Below are 22,875 nucleotides of genomic sequence, written 5' to 3' on the forward strand. Positions count from 1 at the left end.
TAAACGGGCAAATTTATTATTCTTGAGGCATGACCCAATAACCATTTTGATTATGTTCTTTCATATAATCTTTAAATTGCTGCGACTGATAAATGCGTTTTATATCTTTTGCCCACTGGCTATTTTCATTACCACCATTAACCACCACCATGATTTCTAAATCAGGGATAATTGTTTCTGATAACAGCGCTTTTTTCGAATCTATATTGGCAGAATAAACGATACTTCCCGGAATTACGGCAAAGTCTAACTCATTTAAGACTCTAGGAATATTGGCAGAATCCATTTCAACAATATCCACACCAGCAATATTTTCGGCAATATCATTTTTGCTAACAATGATTGGATTAGTATTTGGTTTTAACTTAATCCAACCGGCTTTTTCCAATAAATTATATGAGCGAGCCGCATTTGAGGCATCTTGAGGAATACCAATTTTAGCACCAGAAAAGACATTTTTGATTGAAGTATATTTATTCGAAAATATTGCCGCAGGCACTGAAGGTACATGCACTACCGGTTTTAAGTTAGCTTTACGTTGACTATTAAAAACGTCCATATAAGCGGTATGCTGAGCGACAGTTAAATCTATACTTCCTTCACTTAATGCTACATCAGATTCTAATAAATGCGGAAAATTAACTAATTTAACTTTATAACCTTCAGCTTCAAGTATTGGTTTAACAGCATCTTTGAACAGATCATTATACGGTCCTGGTGATACCCCCATACTGATCTCTTTTTTAGTTTGATTATCAACCTTAGATGATGAGTTATCACATGCGCTAATTAAAAAAATAGAACTAAATAATGCCAATAGTGCAACATTGTTAACAAATTTTTGTTTGATAAAACTTATTTTCATTTGAACTATCCTCAGTGAAATGTAAATTTAACAAACACTCTAACATACAAATAACAATTCATTTATTCCATGTACTTCTATCTTATAACTTTTTGGAATAAGTTATAAAAAACGATTATTAGAGCAAAAAAGTCAGCTGTGCTACCGTAAAAGTATCAAAAATTGATATCTATTGGATATGCCATGACTGACACGATTGCCCCTATTGTTGAGCAACTTTTTCTTGATTTACATAAAAATCCAGAACTTTCCAATCAAGAATTTGAAACAACAAAAAAGTTAAGAACTTGCCTAGAACAAGCTAACATTCGTATTTTAGAACTGGGGGCAAAAACTGGTGTTATCGCCGAAATTGGCTCAGGAAGCCCAGTTGTTGCCTTACGAGCAGATATTGACGCCCTACCCATAGATGAACAATCTGACTGTCAATACCGTTCAACCAAACAAGGCGTTATGCATGCTTGTGGTCATGACCTGCATACATCTGTGTTAATGGGGGCTGCTTATTTATTAAAAGCCAATGAACAGCAACTAAAAGGGACAGTTCGGTTACTTTTTCAGCCCGCCGAAGAAAATTTTAGTGGCGCGTTACATTTTATCGAAATTGGTGCACTCAATGGTGTTGATGCTATTTTTGGTATGCATAATAATCCTAACTTAACCATTAACCAAATGGCTTCACGAGCAGGCCCATTTTCGGCTAATGTAGATCGTATTGAAATTACGGTAAAGGGAATTGGAGCACACGCTGCAAGACCTGAATCAGGTATTGATCCAATTGTCATTGGTGCACAGATTGTTAATGCGATACAAACAATTTCCAGTCGTACCATAAGTGGACTCGACCCAGTAGTGGTTAGCATTACCAAATTCTTAGGTGGAAACACTTGGAATGTGATCCCTGAAATAGTTGAAATGGAAGGTACCGTAAGGACACTTACCCCCGATATAAGGCTAAAGGTCAAGCAACAACTAACCAGTATTGTCGAAAATATTGCTCTTAGTATGGGTGCTGAAGCCGAGTTGAGATGGTTTGATGGACCACCATCAATCATAAATGTGGCTAAATGGGTCAATTTTTGCCAAAACATTGCTAAACAGGAAGGTTATGAGGTGGTTGACTTTCAACCACAACTCGGCGGTGAAGATTTTGCTCACTACTTACATCATGTTCCCGGTGCATTTATCAATCTTGGCTCGCAAAGCCCCTATGCACTACACCATCCTAAATTTTTAGTTAATCGTAATATGATAATGCCAGCAGCTAATTATCTCGCAAATCTTGCACAACTAGGATTAATTGAATTAGCCCAACATTGATAGGTATAACATAATGATAAAATTTGAAAATGTATCCAAACAATATGAACGCAATGGAATTACGACTCAAGCATTACAAAACATTAATTTAACCATCCAAAAAGGCGATATTTATGGCATTATTGGCTATAGTGGTGCAGGAAAAAGTACACTAGTACGTCTTATAAATTTTCTGGAAAAACCGACACAAGGCGATGTTATTATTCAAAACCAATCATTAAATCAATTATCAAATCCACAACTACGGCAAGTACGTCGTAAAATTGGTATGATTTTTCAGCATTTCAATCTACTTGAATCGAAAACTGTATATGAAAACATTGCAATTCCTTTAGTATTAATCAAAAAAGACAAACAAGCGATTAAACAGAAAGTCTATGAACTGCTTGAGTTTGTTGGCTTAAGTGATAAAGCTCATAGCTACCCTAAAGAGCTATCAGGAGGCCAAAAACAACGTATTGGCATTGCCCGGGCTTTGGCCAATGACCCCGATATTTTACTTTGTGATGAAGCAACATCAGCACTCGATCCGCAAACCACGCAATCGATTTTGGAATTAATCAAAAAAATTAATGATCAATATAAAATTACAGTGGTGTTAATTACCCATGAAATGCATGTTATAGAGCAGGTTTGTCATAAAGTCGCGGTGATGGAAAAAGGTAAAATTATCGAACATGGCAATGTGCTTGATGTGTTTGGTCATCCAAAACATAAAACCACACAAAATTTTGTTAGCTCAGTAATTAATGATCAAATTCCGGCAGGAGTGGTTGAAAATCTCCTAGAGATAGAAGGAAATAAAAGTAATATTAAATTGTTTAAACTCGAATTTCTGGGTCGCTCAGCCTCAGAGCCTGTTATGAATTCACTAATATTACAACAAAAAGTCATCGTCAATATTTTATTTGCTCATATGTCAGAAATTGAAAAAACTGTATTGGGCAGCATGTTTGTTCAACTAAAAGGCAGTGATAGTAATATCGAACAATCGGTACAGTTTCTTCGTGAACATGGAGTCAACGTTACAGAAATCCAACATTGGGAGAACAACTAATGGAAGTAGTAAATAATATTATAAATTATTTAAGCACAACTTTTGCAACCAACGTAACTAGTGCACAATTTGCTCAAGCATCTTATGAAACTTTGTATATGGTAGTTTTTGCTTTAACATTAGGATCATTAATTGGCATCCCATTGGGTATTTGTTTAGTCACTACTCGACCATCGGGATTGCTTGAAAATAAAAAGATTTATCAAATAATTAATCCAATTATTAATCTAGTTCGCTCATTACCTTTTATTATTTTATTAGTGGCAATTCTACCCTTAACCAAATTAATAGTTGGTAGTTCAATAGGTACAACTGCAGCAATTGTGCCTTTAACCTTCTATGTAGCACCATATATTTCTCGATTAGTCGAAAACTCATTGCTCGATGTAAATAGTGGTATTATTGAAGCAGCTGAATCAATGGGCGCAACGCCAATACAAATTATTTGGCATTTTATGCTACCAGAGGCATTTAGCTCTTTAATTTTAACCCTAACTACTGCGACAATTGGTTTAATTGGTGCAACTGCGATGGCTGGAGCCATCGGTGCTGGTGGTATTGGTGATCTAGCCGTTTCATACGGTTATCAGCGTTTTGATACAACGGTTACCTACATTTGTGTCGTGATTTTAGTTATTGCTATTCAATTTGTACAAAGCACTGGTAATTATTTAGCTCGTAAAGCTCGACATGAATAACAGCAACAACCGATAATAAATTGATATATAGTGGTGCTCAATTAACAGTACCACTATGAAATTTCAATACAACTCCGATTACGTCAACTATTACTAAGTTTTTTAGATAAAGTTTTAGCATAAAATGACGAACAATAAAATTCTTAATGTTTTATAATTAAGAAAGTGAAAATTATCAATTCATTTTAACGCATTTGTTTATTTACAATAATCAAGTAAAATACTCAAAATTCAATTATGGTAGTGTAGGAACACATTGTGACTGACACATTACAGCAAAATTTGGTCGAAATTCATGATATGTCTTTTTATCGTGGTACTCGGCCTATTTACAAAAATATGAACCTAACGGTACCCAAAGGCAAAGTCACCGCTATTATGGGACCATCAGGCATAGGTAAAACTACGCTATTAAGACTTATTGGTGGGCAATTAAAACCACAAGCTGGTCAAATTTTATTTGATGGTGAAGATGTACCTAGTATGACGCGCTCACGGCTATATGAAGTCCGTAAACGCATGAGCATGCTATTTCAATCAGGTGCATTATTCACTGACTTATCGGTATTTGATAATGTTGCTTACCCATTACGTGAGCACCTAAATTTACCTGAACCAGTTTTACATAATTTAGTCTTGATGAAGCTACAATCAGTAGGCCTTCGTGGCGCAGCCAATATGATGCCTTCCGAATTATCGGGTGGTATGGCTCGACGTGCAGCGTTAGCCAGAGCTATCGCTCTTGATCCGGATCTCATTATGTTTGATGAACCATTCGCTGGACAGGATCCGATATCAATGGGAGTGATCGTTAAGCTCATCGCTGAACTCAATCAATCGCTGGGCTTAACCTGTATTGTAGTTAGCCATGATGTTAATGAAGTGTTAAGTATTGCTGACTATGCATATATTGTTGCTGAACAACATATTATTGCCGGTGGAACATCTCAAGAATTGCGTAATAACCATGATTTACGCGTTAAACAATTCCTTGAAGGTTTAGCCGATGGTCCAGTACCATTTCACTATCCAGCTGTTGATTACAAATTAGACCTAAGTAGAGGTGTAAACTAATGTTGAACTTAATTGCAAAACTTGGGCAATCAATAATTAATATTATTGCAATGTTAGGCCGCTCAGGACTTATGCTATTTGGTGCACTTATCGGTAAACCTCAATTTAGCAAACAATTTCCATTACTTGTTAAACAATTTTATTTTGTCGGTGTACAATCGCTTTCCATTATTATCGTATCAGGTCTATTTATAGGTATGGTATTGGCATTACAAGGTTACTTTATTTTAACTACCTTTGGTGCCGAAGCAAGCTTAGGTATGTTAGTTGCCCTTGCTCTATTACGGGAGCTTGGTCCTGTGGTTGCGGGATTACTTTTTGCCGGCCGAGCTGGTTCAGCCCTAACTGCCGAAATTGGATTGATGAAGGCCACTGAACAATTATCAAGTATGGAGATGATGGCGATCGATCCATTAAGAAGAATTATTGCTCCACGTTTTTGGGCGGGATTCTTCTGTATGCCATTTTTAACCGCAATTTTTGTCGCTGTTGGTATTTTAGGTGGGGTATTAGTGGGCGTTGATTGGAAAGGTATTGATGCTGGATTTTTCTGGTCTTCCATTCAAAGCAATGTCGATTGGTGGCACGATTTAGGTAACTGTTTTATTAAGAGCTTTGCTTTTGCAATCGCTAGTACTTGGATTGCACTATTTAATGGTTATGATTGCGTGCCAACATCAGAAGGAATCAGTCGGGCAACAACCAACACTGTTGTCTATTCATCATTAGTTATTTTGGGGTTAGATTTTATTTTAACCGCATTAATGTTTAGTAATTGAGGTCATTAAACATGAGTCGTCAAGTTGAAATTACAGTAGGATTTTTTATGGTACTGGTTATTTGCTCAGTACTATTTTTATGCTTTAGAGTTACTGATCCAACATCTTTTGCTAGTCATAATTCTTATCGTGTTTATGCTGTATTTGATAATATTGGTGGTTTAAAGGTAAGATCACCAATTAAAATTGGTGGAGTAGTAATTGGGCGTGTAAGTAATATTAACTTAAAATCAGTCAATGATGATGTTTACAAACCTTATGTTACTATGGATCTAGATGCCCAATACGATAAAATTCCGAGCTCTAGTTCACTTTCTATCAAAACCTCAGGTTTATTAGGTGAACAATTCATTGATATTAATTTTGGATTAGATCAAAACATTGAACAGGAATTAGATGCTTTAGATGCAGACGAGGCCTCTACACCAACCAATAATAATGTTAACAAGAAGCCTGTTTATCTTATAGACGGTTATGTGATTAACAATACTAAACCAGCAATGGTTATCGAAGATTTAATTGGACAATTTTTATATAGTACTGGTGGTTCGTCAGATAAAGACAAAAAACAAGATACTAACGAAAGTAAGGAGTAATTATGTTAACCAGATTGAAACAAAGCTTATTTTTAATACTTGCATTAATGATAAGTACAGCAGCGTTTGCAGAAAATGACCCATATAAAGATATGCAAGTTGCAGCAGACAAAATTTTTAATACCATGAAAGCGCAATCAGCGACGCTTAAATCAAATCCAAATAAACTTAAAGATATTGTCAGAGCTGACTTACTACCTTATGTACAAGTTAAATATGCTGGTGCACTCATCTTAGGTAATGCATATAAAACTGCAACTGATACACAACGTACGGCTTATTTCAACGCTTTCGAAAACTATCTAGTTCAAGCTTTTGCCCAAGCGCTTTCAATGTATAACGGTCAATCTTATCAAGTTGAAACCTCAAAAGATTTAACCGGTAAATCGCTAATTTCTATCCGTGTATTACTAAATCAACCAGATAAAAATCAACAACCATTACGAATTGATTTCCAATGGCGAAAAAATACCGTAACTGGTGAATGGAAAGCTTATGATTTAATAGCGGAAGGCGTAAGTATGATTACAACCAAACAAAATGAATGGTCAACAATTTTACGCCAAGATGGAATTGACGCATTAACTAAACAGTTAAATGATCTATCTAATCGCAATATTGATCCAAACGCTAAACAAAAAGGTTAGTTCATCATGTCGCGAATCCAAGCAGAAAAACAACAAAATACACTTAATTTAATCGGTGAGCTTGATGCTCACTCATTAAATGATTTATGGTCAACACAAAAAACACTTTTAAATGGTGTAACGGATATCAATGTAACTCAAGTTACCCGCGTTGACTCTTCTGGGCTCGCGACACTAGTCTATTTTTGTAACCAATATAATATCAAATTAACCGGGATCAGCCCCCAGTTACAAACATTAATTGAACTTTATGATTTGCAAACGGTCATTAATCAGTAACTGTTAATGCAAATTCATAATAAAAAACCCCTTTCCTCAAAATTTTTTAATAAACAAAATATAGATAATAAGAGTTTAAATAATGGATAAGCAAGAAATTATAGCTAAATTAAAAAATTCACTCGACCTCGATGATGTTCATGTAATGACTGATGATGGCAGCCACTTTCAAGTTATTGCAGTTAGTGAAATCTTTGCCGAATTAAGTCGAGTAAAAAAACAACAAGCTATTTATGCACCTTTAGCCGAATTTATTAATGATAATCGGATCCATGCATTATCAATCAAAACCTATACACCGACTGAATGGCAACGTGAGCGTAAATTAATGGGTTTATAATTAAACCCAATCAGCATTTTGACTTGAATTAAGGTTTTTAGCCACAACATAATGTTTTATTAAGAACCATAATCATTCGCATAAGGTATCGCAGTATGACTAACCCACTATTAAGCAATTCATCATTACCCCAATTTTCAAAAATTAAACCTGAGCATGTTCTGCCTGCTATTCAAGAGACATTAAACAACTGCCGTAAAACAATCGAATCAGTATTGGAACAAAATAGTGAATACACTTGGGATAACCTAATACAACCCATTGATGAAATGGATGAAAAATTTAGCCGAGCGTGGTCACCGGTTAGTCATCTTAATTCAGTGAAAAATAGTCCTGAATTACGTGAAGCTTATGAAGCTTGTTTACCATTACTCTCGGAATACAGCACTTGGGTTGGACAACATAAACCGCTATATCAAGCTTACAAACAACTCAAAGATAGCAAGCATTATGAAAATTTAAGTAAGGCACAGAAAAAAGTTATCGACAATGCCTTACGTGACTTTGAATTATCTGGAATCGGCTTATCAGATGATAAACAAAAACGTTACGGTGAAATTGTTGCTAAACTTTCAGAATTATCATCGCAATATAGTAATAATGTATTAGATGCAACAATGGGATGGTCTAAACTAATTACTAATGTTGACGACTTGTCTGGATTACCTGAAAGTGCCTTAGCCGCAGCAAAAGAACAGGCAAAAGCTAAAAATCAAGAAGGTTGGTTACTAACTTTAGATATGCCAAGTTATTTACCGATTATGACTTACTGTGATAATCGAGACTTACGCTTTGAACTTTATCAAGCATATAATACTCGCGCATCCGATCAAGGGCCTAATGCAGGTAAATGGGATAATACCGATATTATTAAACAAATTCTATCACTTCGTGATGAACTCGCTAAATTACTCGGTTTTGAAACTTATGCTGATAAATCATTAGCAACCAAAATGGCTGAAACAACCTCGCAAGTTACTGCCTTTTTAACTGATTTAGCCAGCAAGGCCAAACCACAAGGTGAAAAAGAGTTAGCCGATTTAAAAAGATATGCTTATGAGTTCTTTGGAGCTAGTGATATTAAACCTTGGGATATCGCTTATTACAGCGAAAAACAAAAACAACATCTATATACTATCAATGATGAAGAGCTTCGTCCCTATTTCCCTGAACAACGTGTCGTTAGTGGATTATTTGAAGTCGTGCGTCGTATTTTCGGTATTACCGCTAAACAACGCCATGACGTAGAAGTTTGGGCGCCAGAGGTAAAATTTTATGATCTTTATGCTGCCAATGGTGAATTAAAAGGTAGTTTTTATCTCGACCTATATGCCCGTGAGCATAAACGCGGTGGAGCTTGGATGGATGATTGTATTGGCCAAATGCGTTTTGCTGATGGTCATATCCAAAAACCTGTGGCCTATTTAACCTGTAATTTCAATCGTCCAATTGGCGATAAACCCGCATTATTCACCCACAATGAAGTCACCACATTATTCCATGAATTTGGTCATGGATTACATCATATGTTGACTGAAATTGAGGTATCGTCGGTAGCAGGTATTAATGGTGTGCCATGGGATGCGGTTGAATTACCAAGTCAATTTTTAGAAAATTGGTGCTGGCAACCTGAGGCTTTAGAATTTATCTCCGGTCATTATCAAACTGGAGAACCTTTACCTAAAGAGATGTTAGATAAAATGCTAGATGCCAAAAACTTCCAAGCAGCATTATTTATTTTACGTCAATTAGAATTTGGTTTATTTGATTTTAAACTACATAGTAACAAAGCACCGGATATTTTAGAGACATTAAAGCAAGTCAGGCAACAAGTTGCAGTAGTTCCTACTGTTGATTGGGGACGGTTCCCACATGCGTTTAGCCATATTTTTGCTGGTGGTTATGCGGCTGGTTATTATAGTTATCTTTGGGCGGAAGTTTTATCAGCAGATGCATTTTCTCGTTTTGAAGAAGAAGGGATTTTTAATGAATCAACCGGTACTGCATTTCTTGATAATATTTTGTCGCAGGGTGGCAGTGATGAACCTATGACATTGTTTAAAAATTTCCGTGGCCGTGAGCCACAACTTGAGGCATTACTTCGTCACTATGGAATCCACTAATATCAATTCTGCTCAGCTAAAACAATTAGCTGAGCAGTGGTTATCCGATCATATCGAACTTCCATTTGTTTTAGTTAGTCAAGCTCATCAACTTGAGTTACAAAAAACCGATGAGCCAAAATTAGGGGCAGTCGCAGTTAATTTTGTGTCAGGCACAATGGCACATCGTCGTCAATTTGGTGGTGGTCGTGGTGAAGCTATCGCCAAAGCTGTTGGAGTTAAAGGTAATTACTTACCAACCGTTATAGATGCCACTGCTGGATTAGGACGAGATGCCTTCGTATTAGCTTCTATTGGCTGTCAAGTTACAATGTTTGAGCGTCATCCTGTGGTCGCCGCCTTACTCGCTGATGGACTTGATCGTGCTTATCAAGATCCGACTATTGGTCAATTATTACAAAAACAGTTACGTTTAATTTATAATTCAAGCTTACATGGACTCAGCTTATATCAAGATAAACCTGATGTTGTGTATCTTGATCCGATGTTTCCACATCGACAAAAAAGTGCATTAGTCAAAAAAGAGATGCGTATTTTTCAACAATTAGTCGGTAGTGATCTTGATGCCGAAAGTTTGCTCGAACCGGCAAGGCGAATAGCCAAAAAACGAGTTGTTGTCAAACGGCCTGATTATGCACCATTTTTAGCCAATCAAAAACCAACGGCTGAAATTAAAACTAAAAATCATCGTTTTGATATTTATACACCATTAGATTGTATATAGGAACAGTATTTAAATATGCGACTGGATAAATTTCTGGCTCACCATCTGGGTGTAAGCCGAACCATAGTTAATAAAGAACTCAAAGCCCAAAAAGTTACCGTTAATGGTGATATTGTCAAATCAGGGGCTTATCATATCTCACCAGATCAAATTGTAGAATATGATGGTTTCGAAATCGTCCCTATTACCGAAAATCGCTACTTTATGCTCAATAAACCGCAAGGTTATGTCTGTTCTACTGATGATCCAGATCATCCAACTATCCTCTATTTTATTGATGAACCTATGGCAGAAAAACTGCATTCAGCAGGCAGACTGGATCTTGATACCACTGGTTTGGTTTTATTAACCGATGATGGTAAGTGGTCACATCGAATAACATCACCTAAACATCATTGTGAAAAAGTCTATCAAGTGACAGTTGAACAACCACTTACCGCTAATCTTATTGATATATTTAAACAAGGCATTCAGTTAAAAAGTGAAAAAACTCTAACCGAACCAGCTAAATTGATTATCATTGACGATTATCATGCAGAACTCACTATAAGCGAAGGGCGATATCACCAAGTAAAACGAATGTTTGCAGCGGTAAATAACCATGTCACCCAATTACATCGCAAACAGATCGGCAATATTGTTCTTAATATACCTGAAGGCGAATATCGGCCGCTTACTCAGGACGAGATCAATTCGTTTAATTAGTATTTTTGATTAGATTGAATAAATAATTATTTTTTTGCTAAATTTTAGCTCCAAAGGAATAACGACGTGCAAACACAAGATCCGCAAATAGAAATCAAAGTTTCTAAACAAGCACTCATTTTTATTCTTGGTTTAATTTCAATGTTGATGCCATTATCCATTGATATGTATTTGCCAAGTATGCCAACTATTGCCGAAAAATTTAATGTTGCCGACTCCACTGTACAATTAACGATAAGTTGTTATTTATTAGGATTTTCACTAGGCCAACTTTTATTTGGGCCCCTAACCGATAGCTATGGGCGACGAAAAGTTTTAACTTTTGGGCTAATTATCTTTATCATTGCTGCATTATGTTGTGGTCTAGCTGCCAATATAAATCAATTAATTACTGCCCGCTTTTTTCATGGCATAGCGGCATCAGCAACTACAATTGTCATTAATGCATTAATGAAAGATATTTATCGTGATCGTGATGAGTTTTCAAAAATGATGTCTTTTGTCATGCTCATATCCAATGTTGCCCCACTACTTGCACCAATTATTGGCGGTTTTATTCTATTCTGGTTTGACTGGCAAGCGAACTTCTATGTTCTTAGTTTAATGGCTATCATCTGCCTTAGTTTGGTAACAATCAATATTCCTGAAACCTTAGCTAAATCAAAACGTGATAAATTCAGCATAATTAGAATTTTAAGTAATTTCATTGCGTTATTTAGACATAGGCAAGTATTTACTTATATGATGATTGGCGCATTTTCTGGAGCAGGACTATTCTCATTTCTTAGTCTGGGGCCATTTGTTTATATTAATTTACATGGCGTTGCTTCAATCAATTTTGGTTATTACTTTGCTATAAATATTTTAGTTATGATATTTATGAACACCCTGAATAGCCGTCTGGTACGACGAGTTGGCTCGATAAAAATGATACAATTAGGATTATTAATTCAGTTTATAATGACAATTGGTATGGCAATTACTAGTATATTTAACTTAGGATTTTTCTTTTTAGTCATATTTATTGCTGGTTATATCGGTTGTATTTCAACCATAGGAGGGAATTGTATGGCGGTAATTCTTGATTGTTATTCTCATATCGCCGGTACCGCCTCCTCACTTGCTGGCACGATTCGCTTTGCTGTTGCCGGCGCTATTGGTGTTTTACTTTCTACGCTCGTTTCAACACATACTACAAGCTCGGTTACTAATAGTTTAACTGAATGGTTAATGGTTGGTTCAATGGTGATCTGTAACTTCTTAGCCGTTGGTTTATTTTTGAGTGTTAGAAATATAACAAGGAAAAAAACATGATTTATCTATTAGGCAACTTAAAACCACAAATTAATCCAACTTGCTTTATTGCCAAATCTGCCGATATTATTGGTGATGTGGTATTAGATGAAAATGTATCTATCTGGTTTAATGCAGTTTTACGTGGCGATATCGCCAAGATACATGTTGGTAAAAATAGTAATGTCCAAGATAACTCTACGATTCATATTGAAACTAATGTTCCATGTATTATTGGTGAAAACGTGACAATTGGCCATAACGTCATTTTACATAGCTGCACGGTCGAAGATAATGTTTTAATTGGTATGGGTAGCACAATTTTAAATAATGCTAAAATTGCTAAAAATTGCTTGGTAGGTGCTAATTCACTAGTTACCCACAGCTTACCATATGAAGAAGGTTGTCTAATTATGGGATCTCCAGCTAAAATTATTCGCAAATTGACTGAGAAAGAAATTCTAGCCAACGTTACAAATGCTCAACACTATGTATTAAATGCACAAAGATTTAATCAAACTTTAATCGAATTGGATTCATATCAATAAATTATTTTTTATCTCTCATCCACGCTATAAGTGGGTTTAATTTATGATAAAATAGCTAAAATTTTAATTAAGATAGCTTTTAGGTACGTGTTTGAAAAAATTTAAAATTACTAGAAGACAGATTGTTATTCAATTAATTCTATTAACATTAATAGGATTATCTGTTTGTTTATTTTTATCACTTTTTACTTACAATCCCTCAGATCCTGGTTGGTCACGTACTGCTTGGCATAATCCTATTAGCAATTTTGGCGGTTATATTGGTGCATACGCTGCTGATATTTTATTTCAATTTTTTGGACTGATTGCTTTTAGTTTACCAATAATAATTATTTTCTTTTGTCTACAGTTAATGGGCTATTTTTATCGTCATAGTAATGAGCCAATTAACTATTTCAGTGTCTCATTTCGAATTATTGGTATATTAGCTTTTATACTTAGTTGTTGTGGCTTTTTTACACTGAATATTCGTGATCCAGAACAATTCCAAGCCGGAGGTTATCTAGGCTCAATCGTTATTGAAAGCTTGTTACCAGTTATGAGCAACTTAGTCAGCTCTTTAGCCTTACTGGCAACAACCTTAGCTTGTGTTACATTACTGACTGGCTTTTCGTGGCTTTATCTATTTGAAAAAATCGGTGCATTGGTTATGTTAATACTGTCGCCAATAAAATGGTTATTTACACCAGATAAAGTGACACAATCAGTTGCGCAAAATCAAAATGATGAAGCATCTATACAAGAAAAAGAACCACAGATTGATTTACATCTTGATATGAATGATAGTAGTCAAGATAGTATTAAACTAACCAACTTGGCTACAAATAATCCAGAAATAACCACTAAAATAGATACGGAAAAAGCCGAATCAACAATAGATCCGATTTCATTACAACATGATGAAAAATTTATAAAAACGGCAGCACAATTATTACAAACGATCGAAGCTAACACTGCAGCTACAGACGAAACTCATGATGTAACTGACAAGGCAGCCAAAAAAGACCTTGATCCTGATGCAATATTAGCGCGGATGGAAAACATTTTAAAAAATATGAATGAAGGTGGTACAACTAATTCTAATAATTTGGCGGAATCTAATGACCAAATGGATAATCAAGAGATTATTCAACCGTTCGAAGAAGATAAGTACACAATTGCCGATGCACCAAGTAAACCATTATTTACTATGGAACATCATGAACCTGAAATAAATATAAATCATCCTACTTTTAACAGCGAGAGTGTGATTGAACCAAATGTGATACAACCAGTTGAGGATGAAATATCACCAAGTATTACTCAAGAATATAATAATTATCAATCCAATGATATTCCAGACAACTTTGAAATACCTGAGGATGTTGATATCTCTCTTCTTAAACAAGAAAATCCTACTATTGATGATATTTATTTAAATGATGTTGATAACGAAGAAACGACACAAGCACTTACATCTTTAACTCAAACGGCAACAATTATCGATAAAGATGCCGAAGAAGATAATGAAGATGAGGGAGAAAGCCTAATTCATCCGTTATTACAACGTAATGATAAACCTTTACCCAAGCCAACTACCCCATTACCGTCGTTAAATTTATTAACGCCACCACCAACAACACGAATTGAGGTTGATCATGTTGCGTTAAATGCAATGGCACAGCAAATTGAAAAAAGTTTATCAGATTATCGAGTAAAAGCTCGCGTTGTTGATTATTTACCAGGACCTGTGATTACGCGGTTTGAAATTGAATTGGCTCCGGGTATTAAAGCTGCCAGAATATCAACACTGGATCGTGATTTAGCTCGTTCATTATCTATGCCATCAGTAAGGGTTGTAGAAGTAATACCGGGTAAACCTTATGTTGGTATTGAATTACCTAATCAAAATCGACAAACCGTTTATTTCAGAGAAGTATTAGATAGCCCACAATTCAAAAACGCTCAATCTCCACTTACGGTCGTTTTAGGAAAAGATATTGCTGGACAATCGGTGGTTGCTGATTTAGCAAAAATGCCTCACTTATTAGTCGCAGGAACTACAGGTTCAGGTAAATCAGTTGGTGTTAATGCCATGATATTAAGCATTTTATATAAATCACAGCCTGAAGATGTTAGATTTATAATGATCGACCCGAAAATGTTAGAACTGTCGATTTATGAAGGAATACCTCATCTATTAACCCAAGTGGTAACTGATATGAAAGATGCGGCTAATGCGCTTAATTGGTGTGTTAATGAAATGGAGCGCCGCTATCGATTAATGTCAGCTTTAGGCGTTCGTAACATTGCTGGTTTTAATGAGAAAATCAAGCTTGCGAAAGAGATGGGACGACCAATTCCAGATCCACTCTGGAAACCAACCGATAGTATGGATCTAGAAATGCCGACGCTTGAAAAACTTCCATATATTGTGGTTATGGTTGATGAATTTGCCGATTTAATTATGGCTGTTGGTAAAAAAGTAGAAGAGTTAATTGCTCGACTTGCCCAAAAAGCCCGAGCCGCAGGTATTCATTTGGTACTAGCTACCCAAAGACCTTCTGTTGATGTTATTACCGGTTTAATTAAAGCCAATATACCAACCCGAATTGCATTTACAGTTTCAAGTAAGATTGACTCACGAACCATTTTAGATCAAATGGGTGCAGAATCTCTGCTTGGTATGGGTGATATGCTCTATTTAGCGCCAAATAGCTCTATTCCTGTTCGTGTTCATGGCGCTTTTGTCCGTGATGAAGAAGTTCATGCCGTCGTTCAAGATTGGAAAGCGCGTGGTAAACCTAAATATATTGAAAATGTAACCGTCTCAACCGACGATAGTGAAAGTGGTAGCTTTGATACTATTGATGAAGAACTCGATCCACTATTTGATCAAGTTGTTTCTTTCGTCATTGAAACACGTAGAGCATCAATATCCAGTGTCCAACGTAAATTCAGAATTGGTTATAACCGAGCCGCACGAATTGTGGAACAAATGGAAATGGAAGGCATTATAAGTGCACCTGCCCATAATGGTAATCGAGAAGTACTTGCTCAAGCATCTCATAATGATTATTAAGCTTAATTGTAAAGGCAGCCTATTCCATGAGTAATTATTTATCGCAAGTAATTAGCTTAGAATCGAAATTGATAAGTCATAATATTCTGAGCTCACCGACAATATTGGCGGTACAAGCGTTAATTAGAGAGATCTGCTTATCACCCAAACCTGGATTGGTTGATATGAACAATAATGGCGCACATCACGATATGAATTTTCAAACATTCATAACAAGTATTAACGCCATTTCAAATTGGTTTGAACGTTTTTATCAATATGGTAAACATAATACCAACGTTGCAGCACCTGATTTTTTAGCAAATATTCGACCAATTGGCCTTGAATGTGAAACAGCGATGTTTAGTGCAACTAAACAGATTAATACTCATAAAGGTGGTATATTTGCCTTTGGTCTATTACTAAGTGCCATTGGTAAATTAGAGCAACTTAAATTACAAACAACTATTCCGATGATCTGTAATGAGGTAGCCAATATTTGCCATGGTATGGTTAATAACGAGTTATCAAAAAATAACCGCAGCCACTCAATAGGAGAACGACTTTTTAAACAACATAATCTTACTGGTGCAAGAGGCGAAGCTGAATCAGGATATACAACCGCACGTGAGATATCACTCCCAATTTATCAAGAAATGTTGAATAGTGGCTATAATGAAGAATCAGCCCTATTACAAGCAATGCTATACTTACTAACTTACAATCAAGACACAAACTTAGTTTCTAGAGGAGGACTGGCCGGATTAGAGTTCGTGCAAAATGAAGCAAGAAATTTAATCCAGCAAGGTGGCATTATGCATCCAAATGGACTGGAAATGATTGCTAAGTTAGATGATGAACTAATAAAACGTCATTTAAGCCCTGGAGGCTCAGCCGATCTAATTGCCGTTACTTGGTTTTTGTCTAACTATTCAAAATAATATTTATCCTTCGAATTCTAAAAAAATTTATCTATCTAATTAGCCTATTTTTTATAAATATTTTAGCCAATGTCGCTTTTAAATTTTAAACCAATAGATTATTGATAAAATTGCACCGATTATTGCTATGCCGGCTAAGCTAAAATAAGCAATAGTCATTGACCATTGCAAACTGATCACGCCAACAATAATTGGGAAAAGAGTCATACCTAATGCATAAATAGCTTGAAACAATCCCATAGCAGCTGAACGAGCGTACGATGGCACATCTATCATGGCTTCAAAATTTAAAAATGAAAATAGAATACCTGTCCCTATACCAGGAATAATTTGTAAGAGCAAAATAGCGTAAACGTGCGATACTTGAGGTATGAAAATACAATAAAGTGCCAATAATAAAAAAGATAAAATAACCCAGCTTGAAGTGCTTAATAAATCAATCCACTTAGTCGCACCTAATCTAGCAAATAAAACTGATGATAACATATAGACAATTGAGGAAATGCCAATTAAAAAGGCGTTACCCCCTAAATCACTTAGTATCTGATTGGTAAAAGACATTGTGGTAGACATTTGAATTCCTTGCTGGATTAAAGCAAGAAATGAAAAAAATAATAATTTTCGATTACCTAATGCACTAAATAAAAGATGATAATTAAAATCATGATGGATCTTTTCAGGATATTTGAGTTTTATTGCTAAGATAAAAGCCAATAATCCACTTAAACAGCTGAGTAAACAAATCCCTACCATATGAATGTAATCATATAACAATGTACTAGTTAGAAAAGCTAAAAACACACCAAGATTATTCACCATTATGATTAAACTGGTTGCATACCCTTTTTTAGATTTAGGATAAAAACCCAAAAAAAGCACCATAAAAGATATCCACATTGCACTTGCGAAACCAGAAATTATATTACCGATAAAAAAGCCGGTGCCATTTGGTTCAATAACCCTAATCACAGAGGCAATTCCAGCCAAAAAAGCACCTAATATAATGAAAATTTTGTGTTTTTCTTTTACATTGGCCAATATTCCAACTGGCAATCTTAAAAACAATTGTGAAAAACCATAAGCACTAACCACCATTCCAATTAAATTGGTCGATAGATTTATCGCCGCAAGATAAGGTGTTTGATAAGGAATATAGATATATTGTGCATACCAGAAAAAAAACACGATACACAATAGTAAATATGACTTCTTTTTGGCTGATTTCATTTATTCACAATTTAATACGTATAATCATTGCTTCTAAAAATATATCTAAATAAATTATTTAGCAATAATTAAGGCTAACTTGTCTAATTTTTTAAACTATGCTAGCTTGAAACAGGTAAATGAAGTGATAAAAATTAATCTCACTAAAGTCATACTAATCACAACTTTATAATGGATATTATAATGATAATTTTTAGTGTATTTAGTCTTTTTTATCAATGTATAACCATTCTTTAAGTAATGGAGAAAATAATGGACTATCAAAAAATTGCACGGCAAATACTTGAATTAGTCGGCGGTAAAGAGAATGTTGTTAGTTTAACACACTGCTTTACTCGCTTACGATTTCAATTAAATGACAATAAACAGGCTGATCGCGAAAAATTATTACAGACAGAAGGAGTGATTTCGGTCGTTGAAAGTAGTGGGCAATACCAAGTCGTATTAGGCAACAAAGTCACCAAAATTTATGATCAATTACTACCTTTAATTGGGAAGCTTACGCAAAACAAACTAACAGAACCCAAAGTATCTTTAGGGGTAAAAATTTTAAATGCCTTCGCCGCTATTTTTACACCAATAATCCCGGCTATTGCCGCTTCAGGTATGTTAAAGGGAATTTTAGCTATAGCCGTTATGATAGGTAATTATTACTATCAAACTGATATCAAAACCTATAACACCTATACGATTTTACATGCCGCATCGGATGCAGTTTTTTACTTCATGCCAATAATACTCGGTTATACCGCTGCTAAAGTATTTAAAGCACATGAATTTATCTCCATGATTATTGGTGCAACATTATGCTATCCATCAATCGTCAACTTAATGGCTAGTAAAACCGCAGTAACACTGTTTGCCATCGAACTCACCAAAGCCAGTTACACTTCAAGTGTTATTCCAATTATATTAGCGGTGTTTATTTTAAGTTATGTACAAAGATTTCTAGAAAATATTATTCCAGAAGTCTTAAAAATTATTATGGTGCCTACTTTTTCATTACTCATCATGATCCCGGCTACACTACTTATTTTTGGCCCAATTGGTATCTATATCGGCGAATTTATAAACTGGGTCTATTACTTCATCATGGGGGTCAGTCCTATCTTATTAGGTGCTTTTATTGGTGGTGTATGGTGTATTTTAGTTATATTTGGTGCTCACCGCGCAATTGTGCCAATTGGCATCAATGATGTAGCGCAAACAGGCAGACAAAATCTTTTGGCATTTGCTGGTGCGGCTAATTTTGCCCAAGCTGGTGCAGCGTTTGGCGTATTTTTCAAAACTAAAAATAAAAATCTTAAAACAGTCGCGGCATCGGCAACGGTTACTGCCCTGTTTGGCATTACTGAGCCAGCAATTTATGGTGCCAATTTAAGATTAAAAAGACCGATGATCTGCGCCGTCATTTGTGGCGCAATCGCAGGGGGATTAATGGGTTGGGGAGGCTCCTATGGTAACGCATTTGCTAACCAAGGAGTATTAACAATACCGGTGTACGCCGAAGCAGGTACAAAAGCTTTCTTATGTTATTTAATTGGCATAGGTTTTGCTTTTTTTGGTTCATGCATTATGACGATAATTGTTGGATTTAATGATATACCAAATGAGGAAGCGTCAAAAACAGTTCAAACAACGTCCAATACACAATTAACATCGGATACCGCTATTGTGTCACCGGTTGCTGGTGAGGTGATTGCTTTAGAGCAAGTCAAAGATGAAGCATTCGCCTCAGGTGCAATGGGAAAAGGAATCGCAGTTTATCCTAAAGTTGGTGAAATCGTTGCCCCTGAAGATTGTACCGTTACGGCACTCTACCCTACTTTACATGCAATGGGGCTAAAATTAGATAATGGCATTGAACTACTAATTCATATCGGTATTGATACAGTTAATTTACAAGGTAAATACTTCCAGTCTTATGTTCACGCTGGTCAACATATTACTAAAGGAACCAAATTAGTTTCATTTGATATTGATAAAATAAAACAACAATTTGATTTAACCACCTCAATTATTGTGGTTAATTCCGATCAATATAAACATATAGAATATTGCCAACAAGCTCAGGTTAGTGAAAAAGACGATTTATTATTTATTCAAGTTTAGAGGTTTAGTTATGAAAGCTTTTGCTAAGGATTTTTGGTGGGGTGCATCATCTTCAGCATTTCAAATTGAAGGTGGATGGGATGCAGATGGCAAAGGAATGACTGTTGCCGATTATAATTCATTTCAACGCTCTGCTATACAAGCCGACAGTAAAGTCGCCAGTGATTTTTATCATCATGTTGAAAGTGATATTGCGTTATTTAAAGAGTTAGGACTAAAAACTTATCGTTTTTCAATATCATGGGCGCGTATTATTCCCGATGGTGATGGTGAAATAAATCAAGCAGGCATTGATTTCTACAATAAAGTCATCAATGAATTAATTAAGAACGATATCATTCCGTTTATTACTCTTTATCATTTTGATTTACCATTCGCCTTAGTTGATAAATATAATGGTTGGCAAGATCGTCGTTGTGTTGATGCATTTAGACGTTATGCGCAAATATGTTATCAAGCATTCGGAGATCGAGTGAAACATTGGCAGATTAATAATGAACAAAATCTGATGATCCGTGTCAATGAGAGAATGAATATGTATAAAGTTGCTCCGCATGATGTTGAAAAAGTAAGGGCACAGATGGATTATCATATGTTTGTTGCTCATGCGATGGCGACCAATGATTGCCATGAATTAATTTCTGACAGTAAAGTTGGGCCTGCGGTTTCATCTACGATGACTTATCCTGCAAGTAACAAACCCATGGATGTATGGGCTGCGAAAATGAATGACAATTTCAAAACCAATTACGCACTTGAAATGTACTGTTTTGGTGACTATCCTGGGTATTATAAAAATTACTTAAATCGTTGTGGTATCTATCCTATTACTCAAGTAGAAGATGCTCAAATTTTAAAGCAAGCAAAGCCCGATTTTATTGCTGTAAATTACTATCGGACTTTAGTGGCTAGTTACCTACCCGAAGATGAAAACCATCCATTTGGTACCAAAGAAAAAGATATCGATTTTGATCTTTATGGTTATTTCAAGATCGAGAAGAATCCAAATTTAGTTGCCTCAACTTATGGTGCGCAAATTGATCCTATGGGATTACGTCTTGTACTAAATGAATATTATCGCCAATATCGTTTACCGTTAATTATTACTGAAAATGGTTTAGGCACACCAGATACGTTAACCGCTGACAATAAAGTACATGACGACTATCGCATTGATTATATAAAATCGCACATCTTAGCTTGCCATGATGCCATTGAAGATGGTGTTGAACTATTTGGATACTGTCCATGGTCAGCCATTGATTTATTAAGCTCACATCAAGGTTTTAAAAAGCGATATGGCTTTGTCTATGTCGATCGAGATGATCATGCCCTAAAAACCCTTAATCGAATTAAAAAAGATAGTTTTTATTGGTATCAGCAAGTCATCAAAGACAATGGCATTGAAGAATAATTAATATAACATAAAGACGACAAAGCTGTTTGACAGGGGTAGCTGCTTCAGCTTTTTTTAATATGGAGACAATTTGATGCTCAGATAATTTTTCATGTTGAAATTCTCCTTAAAAATACTATAGAGAATTTTCTACTTTTTTATGTAATATTTTAAGGGGATAGTTACAACTTAAGCGTTGTTCCAATTTATCTAATTGATTAAAAAAAGATGGTAAGCATATTCATAGGCTTGTTACGATCGGGCAAAGCCTTCTTTATACGCCGTTGCTGACTTCATAAAATATCACATCATTCAATTGATCAATTTCAGTACGTAAATGTTCTGGATAGAGTTCTGGCGCACCAGCCTTATGATACAGCTTGATTTGTACTTGTTGGTCGTTCATATTTACCTTAGCGATCACATATTGAATTGAGCATATCCCAAATAAAAAAGGAAGTAAGCAGATTTTAACTAAAGTCTTCATATAGTCTCCAACTTTCTTGTCAATGATGCTAATTGAGTAACCAAAGTAGGGGGAGGATACTCAATGTATTGCTCAATTGAACTATGACTCATTAGTTTATAGTTACGATAATACTAAGATCTATCATCACTTATTGTTATATTATGTTATCTAGTCTGAACTGTTATTTTTTAAAATGTTCAAATAGCATCATTTCAAATCCATCCGGATTAAATGGTAACTCATCATAAAGTTGCGGATGCTCTTTATCTTGAATATCACTTGTTGTAAACCGCACATGCTTTTTATTATCAAAGTATTGATTTTCTATATCCCTTTGTTTTGATATCTCAATATGGTTAGTTTTAACGCCTTGTTCATCGAATCTTTCTAAAATAGCGATAATATTTTTCTTTTTAACAGTTTTATACGTTCGGATAATATTACCTTGAGCATTTTTTATGACTTGTGAGACAGGTAAATATTGCCCGCTTTCATATTCCGACTCTATCACCAATTTTGGGACAACATGGCTTTCAATAACAGTTAGTTTACTTCGAATAGGGGAATTCTTTTTGTAATCAAACTCGGTTGTTAACCATTGCACACGGTTTTTTTGTAATGTTGAGACAATTTTACCCATGA

The 22,875-nt window shown here is 35.4% G+C and carries 22 protein-coding genes; 18 read left to right on the plus strand and 4 right to left on the minus strand.

Features of this window, described 5'->3' with window-relative positions:
• Window positions 1–16: 16 nt before the first annotated feature.
• The gene (locus tag H3U96_RS10340) at window positions 17–865 is read right to left on the minus strand and encodes a MetQ/NlpA family ABC transporter substrate-binding protein (RefSeq protein ID WP_086360275.1); all 849 of its coding nucleotides are present in this window, start codon (window positions 863–865) and stop codon (window positions 17–19) included.
• Between the two features lie 183 nt (window positions 866–1,048).
• Between H3U96_RS10340 and H3U96_RS10345 the strand changes: the two genes are divergently transcribed.
• The 16 genes from H3U96_RS10345 (at window position 1,049) to citG (ending at window position 17,029) form a co-directional block, all read left to right on the plus strand.
• Window positions 1,049–2,185: an amidohydrolase gene (locus tag H3U96_RS10345; protein ID WP_086360274.1), complete on the plus strand. Its 1,137-nt coding sequence runs from the start codon at window positions 1,049–1,051 to the stop codon at window positions 2,183–2,185.
• A gap of 13 nt (window positions 2,186–2,198) precedes the next feature.
• Complete coding sequence (locus tag H3U96_RS10350) at window positions 2,199–3,242, plus strand: methionine ABC transporter ATP-binding protein (protein ID WP_065651455.1); 1,044 nt, start codon at window positions 2,199–2,201, stop codon at window positions 3,240–3,242.
• Between the two features lie 98 nt (window positions 3,243–3,340).
• The gene (locus tag H3U96_RS10355; RefSeq protein WP_367642247.1) at window positions 3,341–3,940 is read left to right on the plus strand and encodes a methionine ABC transporter permease; all 600 of its coding nucleotides are present in this window, start codon (window positions 3,341–3,343) and stop codon (window positions 3,938–3,940) included.
• A 258-nt stretch (window positions 3,941–4,198) separates the two neighbouring features.
• Window positions 4,199–5,014 carry a phospholipid ABC transporter ATP-binding protein MlaF gene (gene mlaF, locus H3U96_RS10360; RefSeq protein WP_086360272.1) on the plus strand — a complete coding sequence of 272 codons (816 nt, stop codon included), beginning with the start codon at window positions 4,199–4,201 and terminating at the stop codon, window positions 5,012–5,014.
• Entirely contained in the window at window positions 5,014–5,793 is a 780-nt protein-coding gene (gene mlaE / locus H3U96_RS10365) for a lipid asymmetry maintenance ABC transporter permease subunit MlaE (protein ID WP_065651456.1), read from the plus strand. Before mlaF ends, mlaE begins: the two co-directional genes overlap by 1 nt.
• Before the next feature lie 11 nt (window positions 5,794–5,804).
• Window positions 5,805–6,389 carry an outer membrane lipid asymmetry maintenance protein MlaD gene (gene mlaD / locus H3U96_RS10370; protein ID WP_034901263.1) on the plus strand — a complete coding sequence of 195 codons (585 nt, stop codon included), beginning with the start codon at window positions 5,805–5,807 and terminating at the stop codon, window positions 6,387–6,389.
• 2 nt (window positions 6,390–6,391) lie between these two features.
• On the plus strand, window positions 6,392–7,036 hold the full coding sequence (gene mlaC, locus H3U96_RS10375; protein ID WP_086320327.1) for a phospholipid-binding protein MlaC: 645 nt from the start codon (window positions 6,392–6,394) through the stop codon (window positions 7,034–7,036).
• A gap of 6 nt (window positions 7,037–7,042) precedes the next feature.
• Window positions 7,043–7,315, plus strand: coding sequence for an STAS domain-containing protein (locus H3U96_RS10380; protein WP_065577546.1), 273 nt, complete (start codon window positions 7,043–7,045; stop codon window positions 7,313–7,315).
• 82 nt (window positions 7,316–7,397) lie between these two features.
• Entirely contained in the window at window positions 7,398–7,655 is a 258-nt protein-coding gene (locus tag H3U96_RS10385; RefSeq protein ID WP_065651460.1) for a BolA family protein, read from the plus strand.
• Window positions 7,656–7,750: 95 nt separating this feature from the next.
• Window positions 7,751–9,778: an oligopeptidase A gene (gene prlC / locus H3U96_RS10390; protein WP_198196528.1), complete on the plus strand. Its 2,028-nt coding sequence runs from the start codon at window positions 7,751–7,753 to the stop codon at window positions 9,776–9,778.
• Window positions 9,765–10,502, plus strand: a complete 738-nt coding sequence (locus H3U96_RS10395) for a class I SAM-dependent methyltransferase (RefSeq protein WP_065651462.1) — start codon at window positions 9,765–9,767, stop codon at window positions 10,500–10,502. Before prlC ends, H3U96_RS10395 begins: the two co-directional genes overlap by 14 nt.
• Before the next feature lie 15 nt (window positions 10,503–10,517).
• A complete protein-coding gene (rsuA, locus tag H3U96_RS10400) occupies window positions 10,518–11,207 on the plus strand; it encodes a 16S rRNA pseudouridine(516) synthase RsuA (RefSeq protein WP_065577550.1) in 690 nt (229 codons plus the stop codon).
• Between the two features lie 66 nt (window positions 11,208–11,273).
• The gene (locus H3U96_RS10405; RefSeq protein ID WP_198196537.1) at window positions 11,274–12,521 is read left to right on the plus strand and encodes a Bcr/CflA family multidrug efflux MFS transporter; all 1,248 of its coding nucleotides are present in this window, start codon (window positions 11,274–11,276) and stop codon (window positions 12,519–12,521) included.
• Complete coding sequence (locus tag H3U96_RS10410; protein WP_065577551.1) at window positions 12,518–13,048, plus strand: gamma carbonic anhydrase family protein; 531 nt, start codon at window positions 12,518–12,520, stop codon at window positions 13,046–13,048. The genes H3U96_RS10405 and H3U96_RS10410 overlap by 4 nt, the downstream gene beginning before the upstream one ends.
• Before the next feature lie 91 nt (window positions 13,049–13,139).
• Window positions 13,140–16,109: a DNA translocase FtsK 4TM domain-containing protein gene (locus H3U96_RS11465; RefSeq protein WP_065577552.1), complete on the plus strand. Its 2,970-nt coding sequence runs from the start codon at window positions 13,140–13,142 to the stop codon at window positions 16,107–16,109.
• Between the two features lie 26 nt (window positions 16,110–16,135).
• A complete protein-coding gene (gene citG, locus H3U96_RS10420; protein WP_065577553.1) occupies window positions 16,136–17,029 on the plus strand; it encodes a triphosphoribosyl-dephospho-CoA synthase CitG in 894 nt (297 codons plus the stop codon).
• Between the two features lie 78 nt (window positions 17,030–17,107).
• Here citG and H3U96_RS10425 read toward each other — a convergent pair whose 3' ends face one another.
• A complete protein-coding gene (locus tag H3U96_RS10425) occupies window positions 17,108–18,256 on the minus strand; it encodes an MFS transporter (protein ID WP_065577554.1) in 1,149 nt (382 codons plus the stop codon).
• Window positions 18,257–18,508: 252 nt separating this feature from the next.
• Here H3U96_RS10425 and H3U96_RS10430 point away from each other — a divergent pair, with 252 nt between their 5' ends.
• Window positions 18,509–20,368 carry a beta-glucoside-specific PTS transporter subunit IIABC gene (locus H3U96_RS10430; protein WP_065577555.1) on the plus strand — a complete coding sequence of 620 codons (1,860 nt, stop codon included), beginning with the start codon at window positions 18,509–18,511 and terminating at the stop codon, window positions 20,366–20,368.
• A 10-nt stretch (window positions 20,369–20,378) separates the two neighbouring features.
• Window positions 20,379–21,782: a glycoside hydrolase family 1 protein gene (locus H3U96_RS10435; protein WP_065577556.1), complete on the plus strand. Its 1,404-nt coding sequence runs from the start codon at window positions 20,379–20,381 to the stop codon at window positions 21,780–21,782.
• Between the two features lie 256 nt (window positions 21,783–22,038).
• On the opposite strand, the gene H3U96_RS10440 is transcribed toward H3U96_RS10435, so the two are convergent.
• Window positions 22,039–22,251, minus strand: coding sequence for a hypothetical protein (locus tag H3U96_RS10440; protein WP_034904540.1), 213 nt, complete (start codon window positions 22,249–22,251; stop codon window positions 22,039–22,041).
• Between the two features lie 163 nt (window positions 22,252–22,414).
• On the minus strand, window positions 22,415–22,875 hold a 461-nt coding region (locus H3U96_RS10445; RefSeq protein WP_198196539.1), incomplete at its 5' end, for a hypothetical protein.

This window comes from Gilliamella sp. M0364 (assembly GCF_016100565.1).
In the GTDB taxonomy this organism is placed as follows: Bacteria; Pseudomonadota; Gammaproteobacteria; order Enterobacterales; family Orbaceae; genus Gilliamella; species Gilliamella apis.